Origin of the sequence: Providencia sp. PROV200 (assembly GCF_049901995.1) — a bacterium.
GTDB lineage: Bacteria > Pseudomonadota > Gammaproteobacteria > Enterobacterales > Enterobacteriaceae > Providencia > Providencia rettgeri_E.
Genome location: NZ_CP096307.1, coordinates 4,135,016 through 4,151,687, shown reverse-complemented (window position 1 = coordinate 4,151,687; position 16,672 = coordinate 4,135,016). Strand labels below are relative to the sequence as shown.

Genomic DNA, 16,672 nt, shown 5'->3' with positions numbered 1-16,672 from the left:
CGCTAGTTTGCAGCCACAGGTGTATATTTGTTCACATTGAATCACGAGCACAGTTCGGAGACAAGGTGTCAAATGCTGAGAACAACACATAGCAAAGTACATAATACAGTACATAAAACCGCAATGTTAGTTTTAGCTTCTACGTTTGTGTTCGGGCCAGCGGTTGCTTTTGCAGAAGAACCACAAAGTGCTGCAAATGAAAGTTCAACACCTTTGATGTTACAGATGCAGTCTGAGCCAACTACGCCGTCAGGTAATGCGGTTGTGCCCTTCCAACATCATGAGTTATTTAGCAGTGAAGAACGTGCCAGTACCTTTATGTTTAATGGTATCACGTTAAATGAAAAACAGCGCCAGCAATTACGTGATTTAATGGCAACACAGCGCCATTATCGTGTTGATAACACTGCTTTAGTTAAAGAACGTGAAGCGCTGCACAAATTAATTATAGCGGATAGCTTTGATGACAAAGCGGTTCGTGAAGAACTTGAAAATCGAATGCAAAAAGAACTGGAACAACGTGTTGAAATGGCTCGAATTCACCATGAATTGTACCAGTTGTTAACGCCAGAACAGAAAACTGAACTTGAACGCATTCACCAACACAAAATGGCGGAATTTCAAGCGATGCAGTTTCAGTAAATTTAGTTATTAGTACCTGTCGTAATGCAAGTTAGTTAGTTTCATATTTTGAGTTTCATAGTAAGTAGTGAAGTAGCAGTAAGTGAAGTTTTTCCTTGCCATAGACACCATCCCTGTCTTTTATAGCCCCTTTTAGGGGCTTTTTTTTGTTTCTAAACTAGTCCTTTATTCATGGTTGTTAACTATAGTTGACAACTAAACGAAGGTTGCTAAGATAAAAACATAAAGACAAGGAGCAGTCTTATGATCACGGTTCTAACAACGGAATGTTTTGATAGTTGGATCAAAAACCTTAGAGATATTCGAGCTAAAACTAAAATTCTAGTGAGAATTAGGCGGTTAAAAAATGGAAATTATGGTGATGTTCAACCCATTGGTGATGGCTTTTCGGAACTGAGGGTACATGAAGGACAAGGGTATCGTGTTTACCTAAAGCAGAAAAACAATGTTATTGTAATTTTACTTTGTGGTGGGACAAAGGCAACGCAACAGAAGGATATCCATAAAGCTAAACTCCTTTTTGGTGAAGTTGAGGGGGAACTATGAATACTAAATTAAAAGAATTTGATATCGCTGAGTATTTAAACAGTGAAGAAGAAATACAGATGTATCTAAACGAAATTTTAGAGGAAGGTGACCCTAGTCTAGTTCTCGCTGCACTTGGTGATATTGCAAAGGCAAGAAATATGAGCCAATTAGCTAAAGAAGTTGGAATGAGTCGTGAAGGTTTATATAAGGCGCTATCAGGACAGGGAAATCCAACATTTATGACGATTATAAAAATCGTTAATTCTCTCGGATTAAAGCTACAGTTTAAGAGTATCTAAAAAATAGCTTATCTATGATTAGGTTAGTCATTAGCTAAGCTCATTATAAAAACAATGTATCCACCAAAGTAGGGCTCTCTTTATGACTCAGATATTAACGACGCAAGATTATCGCAATATGCCTTGGAAAAATGGCCAAGGGTCGACACTTGAATTGGCACGCAGTCATGGTGAAGGTTTAGATGATTTTGATTGGCGAGTGTCGATTGCCGATGTTAAAACCGCGGGAGCATTTTCGTTTTTCCAAAATCGACAACGTATTATTGGCGTATTGGAAGGCGAGGGACTTATTTTGCATGTAGATAAGAAACCAGCGGTGACCTTAAAGCAAAAAGAATTTTTTGCTTTTAATGGGGAAAGCGACGTTTATGCGGAACTCGTTCAAGGTGCAATTCGTGATTTTAATGTCATCTATAACCCAGAAAAATATCAAGCTCGCCTACAATGGGTGAATACCGCGTTCATTAATTCTTGGGTGAGTGGCGCAAGTGAGATACTAATTTTTAATATTACGCCTAATTTGGGTGTAACAATTAATGCCGATCCCTTTTATTTACAGCCCTTTGAGACTCTAATTATCAAAGAAAATAGTGAAGCTTTACAATTTATTGTGGAACAAAATACAGAAAATGATTTTTGCATTATTGAGTTATTTATTAAGTAGTTAAGTTTCCCTGTTTTTAAGGAATATTTATACGTCATTGGTATTGTGCTTTTTATTGGAATAATATTCTGTCTATTTTGCAATTTTAATAAAAACATTATCAAATTCATATATAGGATAATTATGGCTTTATTCCTATTGTTATTTTCCGCAGAATTCATAGTCTTTAACGTCATTAAAAATAAGACCTATATACTAAAGGAAAATGTTCTATGAAGATGAAAGCGCTTGTGGCAGTTGCTGTTTCTGCTGTCATTTTAACGGGTTGTAAAAATTTAGATCAAGGGATGTTGACTAACTCAGGTATGCAATTATTCCAAGCAGCTACACTCAGTGATGCAGACGTTAAGAAATTCAGTGATGAATCATGTAAAGAAATGGATGCGCAAAACAAAATCGCACCAGCGTCCAGCAAATATGCCAAACGTTTAGATAAAATCGCAAAAGCACTGGGTAACGAAGTTGATGGCACCCCAGTAAACTATAAAGTTTATATGACTAGCGATGTAAACGCATGGGCGATGGCAAATGGTTGTGTACGTGTATACAGCGGTTTGATGGATGTGATGAATGATAATGAAGTTGAAGGTGTATTAGGTCATGAAATGGGCCACGTTGCATTAGGCCATACACGTAAAGCAATGCAAGTTGCTTATGCAACGGTTGCTGCACGTACCGCTGCATCATCGGCGGGTGGCGTTGTCGAGCAACTGAGTGCATCACAAGTTGCTGCTCTGGGTGAAAAACTGATCAACTCACAGTTCTCTCAACACCAAGAAAGCGAAGCAGATAACTTCTCTTATGATTTACTGAAAAAACGCGGTGTTAAAACTGAAGGTTTAGTTACTGGTTTTGAAAAATTAGCGAAAATGGGTAGCAGTGAAACAAGTATGTTTGATTCTCACCCACCATCAAGCGAGCGCGCACAAAACATCCGTGATCGTATTGCCGCTGACAAAAAATAATATTTAATTATTGATGTTAGTTAGATGTCGTTCTGGTGTAGTAATGTGATGATATATTGCTACACCAATTACTTATTTCCTGCTGTTTATCTCAATATTACTTTTCTTATATTACAAATCAGAACTTACCCCGTTGTGCCCCTATAAGCGGCTCTCTATCTTGTTTAATTAAATGACATTCGATTTTTTTGTAATTTTGCAACTTTTCGATTGATAAAACGTTAGCAATAAAAAAGATAGAAAAAGTGCATAAAATTTCTCTTTTAACGAAGGGAATGGGCATGCTGTTATCGGTAACTTGCTATTTATTAACGGGTGTTTGCATGCGCTGGGGTACCAACCGTCAATGAACTCGCGTATTTATTGCGCCATTTTGTTCACCCTGTTGCGGCTAAGGATTATTGGATTGAGACACTATTTCGGCGTTACTTTGTTAATCAGTTTTTTTGTTCGTTAATCAAAAGAGCACCAAATGGAGATTTCCTTTTGTTTTATAGGTACAGCATCGAAGGAATTTAAGTGTTATCATCAGTACTTAATTTTTATTCCAAACTAAGATTTAACTAGGGTGATCCGCTTTAGTTGGTACTCTAGGGTTTTTTTGTATTGAAAGATTTACCTATTGGGGTGATCGGCTAGAATTATGTAAACTGGATCACAATAAAACATAAAAGCTTGATGGAAAGCAGATGCATAATTCACTCTTTGCCGTATTATGCTGTTAGGTGAATCAATTCAGCATTGGTAAATCAGCATAATTAGCGTTTAGAAGATTAGCTGCGTAACGGTTTTATCGATTTGCAATTTTATATTCATTAATCAGAGGTCATCATGGTCAAGCAGATTAAAAGAATTGGGGTTTTAACGAGTGGTGGTGACGCGCCAGGCATGAATGCAGCAATCCGTGGCGTGGTTCGTGCAGCGCTAGGTGAAGGTTTAGAAGTCATGGGTATTTTTGATGGGTACCTTGGCCTATATGAAAACCGCATGAAGCAATTAGACCGATATAGTGTGTCGGATATGATTAACCGTGGTGGTACCTTCTTAGGCTCAGCTCGTTTTCCGCAATTCCGTGATGAAAAAGTGCGTGCAGTTGCATTCGATAATCTGAAGAAAAATCATATTGATGCATTAGTGGTTATCGGCGGTGATGGTTCTTATTTGGGGGCTAAATCGCTGACGGAAGCTGGGTTCCCATGTATTGGTTTACCGGGAACGATTGATAATGACGTTGCTGGTACGGACTACACTATCGGCTATTTCACCGCGCTCGAAACCGTTGTTGAGGCAATTGACCGCCTCCGTGATACCTCGACTTCTCATAAACGTATTTCTATTGTTGAAGTGATGGGCCGTTATTGCGGCGATTTAACGCTATCTGCTGCGATCGCTGGGGGTTGTGAGTTCTTAGTGTTACCTGAACAAGAAATGGCTTTTGACCGTGAAGAACTGTTATCTGAAATCAAACGTGGTATTGAAAAAGGTAAACGTCATGCGATTGTCGCTATTACCGAGCACGTTTGTGACGTTGGTGAATTAGCGAAATATATTGAGCAGGAAACCCATCACGAAACACGTGCAACAGTTCTGGGTCACATCCAACGCGGTGGTTCTCCGGTTGCTTATGACCGCATTTTGGCATCACGCATGGGGGCTTATTCCATCCAACTTCTACTGGAAGGTTACGGTGGGCGCTGCGTTGGTATTCAAAACGAGAAGTTAGTTCATCATGATATTATTGATGCGGTTATGAATATGAAGCGTGTCTTTAAGAAGGATTGGTTTGATACGGCGAAGAAGCTGTACTAAAATCTTCGTCATATTTCAAGCTGTAGGAGGGTTGGCTACGCACACTAACCCTAGTCACATACTTATGTATGCCCCTAGGGATTAGCTTTGCTTGCCGCCTACCTACAACTTGAGATGGATATTTGTCATATTTCAAGCTGCAGGGGGTTGGCTAAGCTCACTAACCCTAGTGACATACTTATATATGATCCCCGAGCTATCCTCGTTTGCCGCCTAGTCACAACTTAAATCTCCCCCTTGCCTGTTCATATATTCCCCATAAGCATAAGTTTTTCTTTTTAATTATTTCCCGTAACTGGTGCTATCTGTCAGCCTCTCCTTATCATAAATTTAATGAGGAAAGGCAGATGGCACGTTCATGGCAGGTAACAAAATCACAATTCACCACAGCATTATTATTGCTATTAGCGACAGGAACATGGGCGAAAAACATTCAATTACTGAATGTGTCTTTTGACCCGACTCGTGAGTTTTATCAGCAATATAATCAGGAATTTAGTGATTATTGGAAAAAGAAAACGGGGGATACAGTCACTGTTCGTCAGTCTCATGGGGGGTCTGGTAAGCAAGCTATATCAGTCGTGAATGGGTTAGAAGCCGATGTTGTGACGTTAGCTTTAGCCTATGATGTTGATGCCATTGCACAAAGTGGCCGTATAGATAACAACTGGATAGAAAAACTTCCTGACAACTCAGCGCCTTATACATCGACTATCGTTTTTCTCGTTCGTAAAGATAACCCGAAAAATATTAAAGACTGGGATGACTTAGTCCGCAAAGACATCTCTGTGGTGACACCGAATCCTAAGACCTCAGGCGGAGCACGTTGGAATTATTTAGCGGCATGGGGATATGCGTTAGATAAAAACCAGCAAGACCCTGAAAAAGCAAAGCAATTTGTTAAACAACTTTATCAAAATGTGGAAGTACTCGATTCAGGGGCTCGTGGTGCGACCAATAGTTTTGTTGAACGCGGCATAGGTGATGTATTAATTGCTTGGGAAAATGAAGCGTTATTAGCTATCAATGAGTTAGGGGAAAGCGGGCAGTTTGAAATAGTAACGCCAAGTATTTCGATTCTTGCTGAGCCAACTGTCGCTGTTGTTGATAAAACTGTCGATAAACGCGACCGCAGGGCTGTTGCCGAAGCTTACTTAGAGCACCTTTATTCTGTAGAGGGTCAGGAAATTGCAGCGAGAAACTATTATCGTCCACGAAACCAAGAGGTCGCCAATAAATACCAACAACAATTTCCTAAGCTTAAATTGCTGACGGTAGACGATAGTTTCGGTGGTTGGCAATCAGCGCAGGCAACGCATTTTGCGAATGGGGGGGTGTTCGACGAAATCATTCGACGCTAATACTCTTCATATTTCGTACTGTAGCGTTGTTGGCGACGCTCGCTAACCCTAGTCACATACTGGTGTATGCTCCTAGGGATTAGCTGCTCTTGCCGCCTAGCTACAGCACGAACTATTTTGAGTATTATCCCCTTGCCATATTTTGTACTGTAGCGTTGTTGGCGACGCTCGCTAACCCTAGTCACATACTGGTGTATGCTCCTAGGGATTAGCTGCTCTTGCCGCCTAGCTACAGCACGAACTATTTTGAGTATTATCCCCTTGCCATATTTTGTACTGTAGCGTTGTTGGCGACGCTCGCTAACCCTAGTCACATACTGGTGTATGCTCCTAGGGATTAGCTGCTCTTGCCGCCTAGCTACAGCACGAACTATTTTGAGTATTACCCCCTTGCCATATTTTGTACTGTAGCGTTGTTGGCGACGCTCGCTAACCCTAGTCACATACTGGTGTATGCTCCTAGGGATTAGCTGCTCTTGCCGCCTAGCTACAGCACGAACTATTTTGAGTATTACCCCCTTGCCATATTTTGTACTGTAGCGTTGTTGGCGACGCTCGCTAACCCTAGTCACATGCTGGTGTATGCTCCTAGGGATTAGCTGCTCTTGCCGCCTAGCTACAGCACGAACTATTTTGAGTATTGTATTTTCAGGTATTTCCCTGTGAACTAAGTTAGTTGCAAACTAAAAATTACCACTGATATTTTACGCCGATTTTACCGAGATATAGGGTTTGCTTATTATCATACCCTGACGTGATCCCATTCTTTTTAGGCGATTTCCATGTTGAAGGCTCATAGGCGAGTTCACTCCATAAAGTGAGAGATGGCGTAGCTTTGTATTCCACGCGGGAGCCAATGCGGAAGCCATTTTTAATTTCCTGAGTTAAATAATTATTTTTGTCATAGGTATTTTCTTGTAAGAAATAGCGTACATACGGTGTAATTTTCCAGTTGGGTTTAATGGTAATGGGTAAGTAAGCGCGAACTTGTGATTGTAAAAAGCGGGTGCTGAAATGTTTATCCCATTGATTATCAATATAAACAGTGAGTTTTGCTTTTAATGCATCTGAATATTTATAAGTCACGCCATATTCAGTTTCTGCTTCATGGCTGCTGTCATTGAAATAATTACTGTAATAAAAATAAGAGAGCCAAAAGTTAAAAGACCAATTATCGTTGAAGCGGTATTCACCGGCTGGGGTTAAACCATATAAACGATTCGAAGAACGTGCTTTGCTGTTAGGCTCCACATCGTTTGACTCTTTTCTGTAACGAAAACCAAGCTCTAAGTCTGATTTTGGGGTGTTGATAATTTGCTTGATAGCATCAATTTGCGTGCGGTTACGAATGTAAGAATCTCGTGAAGTTGAGAAATTGCGGCCATGATTCCTTAAGGATTCACGATGATCTAGGGTAAAGCGCCAGTCAGATTTAGGGTTGTATAGCTTTAATTGCCCAACCGTGCTGATTTTATCGTAGACTCTATTTTTAAATGAATCACGTTGACCTTGGTATTCTTCTATTTCCAAATAAATATTAGTATTCACTCGCCAAGAGTCATCGTTTAATTCAGAAAAACAAATTGTAGGGAATATAATTATGATGCTATAGATTAAACCAACTATATATTTCATATTTATCCTTCAAGGTAAAAGTTATTAATGTTAATTATCTAGCTGAGCGATTAGCGAGATTAAATGTGAATTAACTTTTATAGGTTGTCTACCGTTATTATTTAATAGAGGATGAATGGTATAGATAAGATGAAGTTAAAAATAAGATTAATGCATTGTTATATATGGTGTTTTTATTTTATTTCAAATGGGTGAATATTTTTATTAATAGTTTTTTTCTGTATTCTTAATCATTCGTTTATTAATTTATTTTGAACTTAATTAATTTTTATTTGTTTTTTTTTAAAATTAGATTCTAATTATATTGTTTGGTGGTAATTGTTTCCTGTTAATTTTTGATGGGAATAAGGTTATTGATATAAAATTTTCATAAATAATAAAGGTAATAAAAACAAAAAAACCGCCAATATTGGCGGTTAATCTCAAGGTATTAAAGTAACCTTATTTTGCTTTTTTTGCTTCAGCAGCCGCTTTAACAATCACAGCAAAAGCGTCAGCTTTCAGAGAAGCTCCACCCACTAAAGCACCATCGATATCTGGTTGAGTGAATAGCTCAGCTGCATTGCTAGCATTAACAGAGCCACCATATTGGATGATCACTTGTTCAGCAATGGCTGCATCTTTTTTCGCAATATGAGTACGAATAAATTTATGGATTGCTTGTGCTTGTGCAGGTGTTGCTGATTTACCTGTACCGATAGCCCAGATTGGCTCATAGGCGATAACGGCACCTTCGAAAGCTTCTGCACCTAAAGAATTTAATACGGCATCAATTTGGCGAGCACAGACTTCTTCGGTTTTACCAGCTTCATTTTCAGCTTCAGTTTCACCAATACACAGTACTGGGATCAGGCCTTGTTCTTTTAATACTGCAAATTTCTTAGCGACAAATTCATCACTTTCGTTGTGATAGGTACGACGCTCTGAGTGGCCGATAATGATGTATTTGGCGCCAACATCTTTTAACATTTCAGCAGAGGTTTCACCTGTAAATGCACCTGATAGGTTAACGTCAACGTTTTGTGCACCTAATGCAATACGGCTGCCTGCTAACGCATGTTTAGCTTGGGTCAAATAAAGTGCTGGTGGTGCAATAGCCACACCACAGCCATCAACGCTGCTGAGTTCATTACGCAAGCCAGCGATGAGGTCATTGACCATCTGTGTGCTGCCATTTAGTTTCCAGTTACCCATTACCAATGGATGTCGCATGTTGTTTCCTCCAACCAGAGAGTTTGAATGATTAATCAATAAGTTATTCATCACACGTTGATATTATACGCGCAACGTGACAATGTTGTCGCCATTCACCTTCTGCATTATAAGAACAATGGATAATAATAGCTTTGCTTTTTATCATGCTTGTTCTTAGAGCGTGATCACAGTCAGTTTAGGGTGTTTGTTGTTCTAGCTTAATCGGTTCAACAGCAAAAGTAAGCACATTATTGTCACTTTTTACTAAAATATATCTCAACGCACCTAATCGAGTTTCTTCCGCGTGAGTTGTACTATTATTGGCAATAAATTTATTTAAGGCTTCCGTAAGCTCAGGGGCTTTATCCAGCGAAACGTCAGGGGAAAATATACGGACCATTGCCATGGTATAACTTTCCATTAATTGCCGGTTTTTTTGGTTTTCTTGTGGGTTATCAGACGGTAGCAATGTGATCTGTAAACTTTTAATTTTTTCACTACCACGCTCTAGCACTGCTGAGGAGTATATCTGTTGGTTAATACGAGAAGCTGCGCGAATATAGGGCGCGGAGATATCCTGACTCGTAATAACTTTATATTCATGGAGATATAAATCTTTATAGGCATGATTGAATTGATTGCGCAGCTCAGGAATAGTCAGTGCAAAAGAGGGAGCGTCAGGGGCTAAATAAGCGACTTTGAAATCGGTATCTGGCAAAGTGGGGACTTTCTGAGCAAAAGCCAGTTGTGGCGCACTAAGCACAAAAATGGTTATGATGGCGTATACAGAGCGAAATAAAGTTTGGGTCATTTTTGAGCCACTCATTTTTAGTTTTCCACATTGTATCAGGATTATAGGTAATGACATTACAACAATGGGCTTTTTCCTTTAAAGGCCGTATCGGTCGCCGGCCATTTTGGGTAGGTATTGCGGTCATTTTTATTTTAATGACCATAGTCGCCCTGTTACAAAATACACTGCTATTCTCTGAAACACTTACTATCTCGTTATTTATTTTACTACTTTACCCTTTGGCGGCTATCTTTGTGAAGCGTTTGCACGACCGTGGAAAATCGGGGGGATGGTTTGCATTAATTTTATTGGCATTTGCGCTTTTTTCAATTGATGTCAGCCAGTTTGAACCTGTATGGCAATGGGGGATCGGGCGTTTCTTACCATTATTAATTACTATGATAATGGTACTCGATTGCGGGGCTTTTGTGGGAATGGAGGGTGTTAATCACTATGGTGAAGAAACAGAAACGGTAGATTATTTATAGCGTTAATACCATATAGCATAAATGCTACCCTGAAGATGCCTCAGGGTAGTGTATGACATTACCAATATTGTTCACTAGAGATATGGCCGGGCTTGCGGCGTAAATGTTTAACCATCCCATGGCTATTTTTCAGTGTATCACGAGTGTCTCTGACCATTTCAGGGTTGCCACACAACATGACGTGACAGGTGTCAGGCGAAAGCGTTAGGCCAACAGTATTTTCGAGTTCATGACCCTCAATTAAAGCTGGAACCCGGCCATATAATGAACCCGCACATTGTTCCCGACTTACTACGGTGACAATCTTCAGTTTCCCCTGGTATTGTTGTTCCAACTTTTTCATTAAGGGTAAATAACTTAAATCTTTCTCATAACGAACAGCGTGAAGTAAAACAATTTTTTCGAAGCGCTCAAGGTCTTTACCCTCCTGTAAGATGGACAAAAAAGGCCCAATTGCGGTACCTGTAGATAACATCCATAAATTTTTACATTCGGGTATTTCGTCTAGCACGAAGAAACCCGTGGCTTCATCCGTGATCTGCAATGTATCATTCGGTTTTAATTGCGCGAGTTTTGGGCTAAGTTTACCTCCGGGGACGATGACAAAATAAAATTCAAGTCGGTCATCACTGGGGGCGTTGACATAAGAGTATGCTCGCTGAACACGTACTCCCTCGATCTCTAGCCCAAGTTTGGCATATTGCCCTGCGATAAAAGGTTTAATCGGGGCCTTGATGACAAGGCTGAATAATGAATCAGTCCAAAATTTGGTATCAATCACTGTTCCTGTTACCCAATTTGCCATAAATCCCACCTCTTCATATTTGAAAATCGACTATCTTAAAAATAACTCATTTTTGATATAAATGAGCCAAAGTCTAGTGCACTAGGATTTAATACTAAAACAGTTCATTATTTATGCTTATCGATAATGTGTTCCAGTGTTTTATTCTTAATATTGGTCTGTTTTAAAGTTCAATGTACAGTTATATTGACAATGCTGGCGAATATTACTGCCATTGGTGAAAAATATAAAATGTCGCACTACTACGAAAAGTTGGTGGCTTTTGTTATCTTAGTCACACTCAAGCAAAGCGCATTATTTGCTATTTATTTAAAATGACACAAAGTCTATTTAAAATGGCATAAACGCGTAAAGCGGTATTTTTATATTGATAATTAAGCCTCTAAATAATTTTGCATTATTACAATGAAATAATGCAGCGTTATTTTGTGTCTGAAATAGGGTGTATTTGAATTATTGGATGTATTTGAGAGAAAAATGAGAAAGCTGGAACATTTTAATTTGCTGTTAATGTTAATTGCATTGGCTGCGGTCGGCCAAATGACACAAACGATCTATGTCCCTGTCATTGCTGAAATTGCCGCTTATTTTAATGAGCCCTCTGGTGCTGTTCAACAAGTGATGGCGGCTTATTTATTTTCTTATGGTTTTTCGCAGTTAGTTTATGGGCCGCTATCTGACCGAATAGGTCGTCGACCTGTTATTTTAACCGGTTTAACTATTTTCTTATTTTCAACGACTATAGCAATTTTGGCGCCAACGCTAAATGTACTTACTATGGCTAGTGGGTTGCAAGGGCTAGGAACCGGTGTAGCAGGTGTGATGGCAAGAACCATGCCTCGTGACCTATATAAAGGTACCGCGTTGCGTTATGCAAATAGCTTATTAAATATGGGTATATTAGTAAGCCCATTATTGGCTCCAATGTTTGGCGGAATATTGGCCCATTTCTGGGGGTGGCATGCTTGTTATATTTTCCTTTTTGTCTTAGGTGCTTCTGTATTATTAAGTATGTATCGTTGGTTACCAGAAACACGTCCTGTTTCACCTGAAAAACATAAAATGATCGCATCATATCGGGAATTATTATCGAGTGGCTCATTTCTCTCTTACCTTGCTATGTTAGTGGGAGCGTTAGCTGGGATAGCGGTCTTTGAGGCCAGTAGTGGTGTATTGATGGGCGGCGTATTGGGGCTAAATAGCATCACCGTGAGTATTTTATTTATCTTGCCTATTCCTGCCGCTTTTTTTGGTGCTTGGTATGCGGGACGAGAGGGAAAAACGTTTTATAATTTGATGTGGCATTCAGTGCTTGTTTGTTTATTGGCTGGTTTTATGATGTGGGTGCCAGGTTGGTTTGGCGTTATGAATACCTGGACATTATTAGTACCCGCAGCGGTGTTTTTCTTTGGTGCAGGCATGTTATTTCCTTTAGCAACGACAGGGGCAATGGAGCCTTTCCCTTATTTAGCAGGCGCAGCGGGCGCACTCGTTGGTGGCTTGCAAAATGTCGGATCAGGCGTTGCAACATGGGTTTCTGCGTTGTTACCACAGAACGGACAGTTTAGCCTTGGGTTGTTGATGTTTTTAATGTCGGTACTCATTTTACTGTGCTGGTTACCACTCGCTAAACGAATGGCGCATTCAGAACGGACTGTCTAATGGGAAGAAGGTCAGGCTGTAAAAAGACAGACTGACCTTTAGATTACGCGCTGAGTAGTATATCCGCTGGTTTCAGTTGCGGAATTGATAGCACCGATGAATACAAGGAAACCGGTTCCTCTTCGGGGATTGATGATATTAACTCTGGCAAAATGACTCCTGAATTAAATATTACCGGTCGGTTGTGATCGAGAAATTCTGTATTCTCTGCTAATTGTCCTACAGGGTTTTGGTTGTTTTGTTGGAGCCAAACTAATGTTGGAGCCGCATTGTCCTGCAAGTGTTGGTCGATATGAATGAGTATTCCATCCAGTTGTAGTTCAGGGGTACTGTCTATTGTGCCTTTTATGGTTAACTGATTTTGCTGTACGGAAAAATACCACTCTTCAACTGGCTCATTTTCTTGAACGTGTTTCTGTGCATCACTTGTCCTTAGCGTGACCCAAAAAGAGTACTGGCCATCTGGTAAGTTTAAGTGAGTAATATCAACGGTTTGTTCGAAATTTACGTCTGCGATTAAACGCTGATCAGCGGTGTAGCAAAGCAGATTCGGTATCGGTGAGTTTTGTAATGCGTGAGTATCAAGGTGATTGAGCGCAATAAAATTCAAAGAAGTATCAACTTGCTGTTTTTGACCAAATGGGTCAGATAATGAAAAATATTGTTGATGTAGGCGGCCATTTTCAACCCATTTCGCGTAGAGCGCACTGCTTGAGGTGATTTTGTCGGTGTTGACTTTACCTGTCGAAAAATCAATTAAGCCTTCTTCTGTTGCTGCCCAGTAAATAGGGGCACCCTGCCAATAATTATCGAGTAACAATAGGTTAGGTACTGTTTGGCCATCATGCTCTGCAAATAGACGATTCGCTAATGAATCTGGGTTGCTATAGTGAGAGAGCAACGAACCCATCTCTTTTTTGTCGTTTAATTCATGTACAGTGAACTGAACCAATTCGCCTTTATCTGCAATATTGAAGCTCACTGCGTGTGGAATTTGTAATACCTCGGTTAATAACCCATTTGGAGTCGCATAAGTGACAGTTAATGCATAGTCACCATAAATATCATATGGGCGGCCACCGCCCGTTTTTAGATTATGGTAGTCAGCGGGGAGGTTTCCTATGGTGCGATCAACGGTGATAGTGCTATAAGGATGAAGGGAATTATCCGCCATTTTAGTAAATTGGTGCTGTATCCAATAAATCGGGACATCGCGCTGATGAGGAAATTGTTCAATTTGCGTTAGTTTATAATACTCAGCGTAATTCTGTTGGGTTAGTGTAACCCATTGTTTGTTGGTTTGATCCCAGCGCTGATAAAAACCGTCACCAGCAAACCCGCCATCTTCGGTATCTTCCCCCTTCGTTTTATTATTTTGCCAGCGTACTCTTCCACTTAAAAATTGGTGAATTTTTTGGTTATAGGCATCCGCGTGAGGCAAAAAGGCATCATAAGCACCACTTCGAAAGGGAACAAAGCTGGAAAGCATGGTTGGCATGGCTTGTTGTAAGTGACTGTGGAGATCGTGATAAGTGACATAATATTGCCTAGATTGGTTATAGGCTGGGTTTTTACCGTGACTATAATAACTGTAAGGGTATGTTGGTTGATTATTGCGATCTTTCATATCGGTATGAGGCAAGCCAAGGCCGTGACCAAAAACTTCATGAAACATCACGTTAGGTTCATGAACTCCGCCACCGTGGTTAGGTGATGCTAGTCCTAATAGCGCAGTGCCAACACTCGAAGGCAAAATTTCAACTGCGGTATATTGATAGTCAGAATTAGCATTGTTAGTCGTTTGGTATTTCTTACTATTATTGTAAGCCCAATAAATTTGTGCGCTGGGGTGGTAACCAATTTCTTCAGGGTTATCATAATGAGGATGAATAAGAGGGATAGCTTTACTATTGGAAGAGCTAAAATATGGCGTTAAGCTAGGGCGACTCACTGTGGCAGGTGCGCTATACAGTGTGAGTTGCCCGATTGGTAAGATTGTTGCCGCTTCTTTGCCCCAGCTGAGCGGGGAGTATGAATAAATACCATGCCCTTGTTGGTATAAACTGTGGCTATCAACATGAACAATTAAGTGGTTATCAAGGGTAACATTTGGGGAGAACAAACCATATTGGTTGGTTTCTTCGGTGACAATGGGTTTGCCATTAACCGTGATTACGATGTTGATATCCGGTTGTATCCACTCACCTTTTATTGGTGCTGTAAAGCGTTGCTGATGCCAATTTTGCGCTGAGACATTCATCTGTTGGGGAAACGCGGTTAATGTTTTTGGCAAATGATTTGGGCCAGTGAGTCTCACTCGACCTATTATTTTTCTTTCTTTGTTACTGACGATGGCTTCAATATTAGGCGATTTCGCCGCCGTTTCGCTGGTGATCTCCACATTCAATAGTGCCCAGCGATTAGCCGTTAAGCTCATATGTTTATCTGTCATATTCTGCAGGTGAGTCTGTGCAAGTTGAATATTATGAACTTTCATATCGCTTGGTGTGGGGTTGTAACGTCGTTGAGGTTCATGGTAAATGGGGTCTGGAACAGAAAAGGTACGCTTTCCTGGAATGCGGAGTTGCGGTGCATTTTCAGTTTGTAACTGAATGGAAAGTGGCTGTGATTGCTGCCCATTAGGTAGCATGCCGATAAAATCAAATTGATCTGAGTGGGTTTCAAATTTTGCGTTATCGGCAATATATTGCCACTCATTGGTGGCGTTATTTAGTGTTAGTCGGCCAAATTTAGGCTGCTCAAGAATTTTGTAACCCTTAATATAAGAATTGTTTGGCAGTTTTCCTGTTATGGCACCCACAACTAACTGATCAGGAAGCTCATCTGGGTTTTCGGCGACTAAAATGGGTAGAACTTGAGGAACGCTTTCTTGCGTATTATATCGAGAAATTGCCTGTTTTGTTTGTTTCAATTGGAATTGGCGAAAAATGATATTTTCACCGACAAGTTTTAAGGTATTCTTTTCATAGCGGATTTTAACTGCAGGAAGCTGATTTACTGCCATCATTTTATTAACATCAGTTTCGATGGAATGGGCAATCTGTTGCCAAGACGACGTTTCTGTAATTGGGATGTTATGTAAAGACAACGTCTTGTTATACTTGGTATTTTCTATAGATATTGAGAAATATTGGCTGTTATTCCGTAATTCATCGGTTAGCTTCAATGAGTTTATTGAATGGGGTGGTAGGGTGATGGCTTGCTGGAAGTTATGATTGTCTAAGGTGTTATTGGTTAGTTCAATGCGTTCTACTGGGCGAAGTTCATCAATGAGTTGTTGAGTAGAAGCTGATGGTTTTTTGTGTTTATCTTTGACTATCAATAAACTCCCGCCTGTGAGTTCTAACCAATGGCGAATGAGCTCGACTTGTTTGTCATTGGCATTTTCGGGTAAGACGACGATACTATAATGGCGATGCCATTGCCCACTTGGTAGTAATAAATCAGCGAGCTGAGCCTGTGCTCTGGTTTCTCCATCAATCCATTCGTGGGGTGAATTAAAACTTTCAACAAACAAATTTTGCTTCGTATGGAAACTAAAGCCGGAGAAATCTTTAGTGCCGAGCGCACTTAATATATAGGTTTTTTTATTTTCACCCGCTAAACGGGGCTTATCACTTAACCAACTGAATAACTTAAATGCTTTTTCGCCGTCAGCTGATTGTTCAGGGTTATCCTTTAATGCATTTATCAAGGTGGTATCTTGCCGAATAATTGCCACTCTCCCTTTTTTATACCATCCTAGTTGTAAGTTACCTTGCTGTATTTCATCAGCAAATATTTTAAGGTTATCCATTACCAAAATC

The 16,672-nt window shown here is 40.1% G+C and carries 14 protein-coding genes; 9 read left to right on the top strand and 5 right to left on the bottom strand.

The genetic code is table 11. The features are described from left to right. Positions 1–72: 72 nt before the first annotated feature. From M1E86_RS19240 to M1E86_RS19210, 7 genes are all read left to right on the top strand, one after another. Positions 73–642, top strand: coding sequence for a Spy/CpxP family protein refolding chaperone (locus M1E86_RS19240; RefSeq protein WP_213913730.1), 570 nt, complete (start codon positions 73–75; stop codon positions 640–642). Positions 643–885: 243 nt separating this feature from the next. Further along, on the top strand, positions 886–1,188 hold the full coding sequence (locus M1E86_RS19235; protein ID WP_125893514.1) for a type II toxin-antitoxin system RelE/ParE family toxin: 303 nt from the start codon (positions 886–888) through the stop codon (positions 1,186–1,188). Continuing rightward, the gene (locus M1E86_RS19230) at positions 1,185–1,469 is read left to right on the top strand and encodes an addiction module antidote protein (protein WP_004265229.1); all 285 of its coding nucleotides are present in this window, start codon (positions 1,185–1,187) and stop codon (positions 1,467–1,469) included. The genes M1E86_RS19235 and M1E86_RS19230 overlap by 4 nt, the downstream gene beginning before the upstream one ends. 82 nt (positions 1,470–1,551) lie before the next feature. Beyond that, on the top strand, positions 1,552–2,133 hold the full coding sequence (locus M1E86_RS19225; RefSeq protein WP_125893512.1) for a HutD/Ves family protein: 582 nt from the start codon (positions 1,552–1,554) through the stop codon (positions 2,131–2,133). A 212-nt stretch (positions 2,134–2,345) separates the two neighbouring features. Further along, complete coding sequence (locus M1E86_RS19220) at positions 2,346–3,098, top strand: M48 family metallopeptidase (RefSeq protein ID WP_125893510.1); 753 nt, start codon at positions 2,346–2,348, stop codon at positions 3,096–3,098. Between the two features lie 831 nt (positions 3,099–3,929). Next, positions 3,930–4,907, top strand: coding sequence for a 6-phosphofructokinase (pfkA, locus tag M1E86_RS19215; protein WP_125893508.1), 978 nt, complete (start codon positions 3,930–3,932; stop codon positions 4,905–4,907). Between the two features lie 347 nt (positions 4,908–5,254). Then, positions 5,255–6,268: a sulfate ABC transporter substrate-binding protein gene (locus M1E86_RS19210; protein WP_426099200.1), complete on the top strand. Its 1,014-nt coding sequence runs from the start codon at positions 5,255–5,257 to the stop codon at positions 6,266–6,268. Positions 6,269–6,958: 690 nt separating this feature from the next. Here the strand turns inward: M1E86_RS19210 and M1E86_RS19205 are convergent. From M1E86_RS19205 to M1E86_RS19195, 3 genes are all read right to left on the bottom strand, one after another. Next, positions 6,959–7,903, bottom strand: a complete 945-nt coding sequence (locus M1E86_RS19205) for an OmpG family monomeric porin (protein ID WP_125893504.1) — start codon at positions 7,901–7,903, stop codon at positions 6,959–6,961. 441 nt (positions 7,904–8,344) lie between these two features. After that, positions 8,345–9,115: a triose-phosphate isomerase gene (gene tpiA, locus M1E86_RS19200; protein ID WP_125893502.1), complete on the bottom strand. Its 771-nt coding sequence runs from the start codon at positions 9,113–9,115 to the stop codon at positions 8,345–8,347. Positions 9,116–9,293: 178 nt separating this feature from the next. Further along, positions 9,294–9,923, bottom strand: a complete 630-nt coding sequence (locus tag M1E86_RS19195; protein ID WP_185746934.1) for a DUF1454 family protein — start codon at positions 9,921–9,923, stop codon at positions 9,294–9,296. Positions 9,924–9,958: 35 nt separating this feature from the next. Between M1E86_RS19195 and M1E86_RS19190 the strand changes: the two genes are divergently transcribed. Next, positions 9,959–10,378: a DUF805 domain-containing protein gene (locus tag M1E86_RS19190; protein WP_125893500.1), complete on the top strand. Its 420-nt coding sequence runs from the start codon at positions 9,959–9,961 to the stop codon at positions 10,376–10,378. A 58-nt stretch (positions 10,379–10,436) separates the two neighbouring features. On the opposite strand, the gene fpr is transcribed toward M1E86_RS19190, so the two are convergent. Then, a complete protein-coding gene (gene fpr, locus M1E86_RS19185; RefSeq protein ID WP_125893498.1) occupies positions 10,437–11,183 on the bottom strand; it encodes a ferredoxin--NADP(+) reductase in 747 nt (248 codons plus the stop codon). Between the two features lie 477 nt (positions 11,184–11,660). On the opposite strand from fpr, the gene emrD reads away from it, so the two are divergent. Then, entirely contained in the window at positions 11,661–12,845 is a 1,185-nt protein-coding gene (gene emrD, locus M1E86_RS19180) for a multidrug efflux MFS transporter EmrD (RefSeq protein WP_125893496.1), read from the top strand. A 43-nt stretch (positions 12,846–12,888) separates the two neighbouring features. On the opposite strand, the gene M1E86_RS19175 is transcribed toward emrD, so the two are convergent. Then, positions 12,889–16,662, bottom strand: a complete 3,774-nt coding sequence (locus tag M1E86_RS19175) for a hypothetical protein (protein ID WP_213914630.1) — start codon at positions 16,660–16,662, stop codon at positions 12,889–12,891. Positions 16,663–16,672 lie beyond the last annotated feature (10 nt).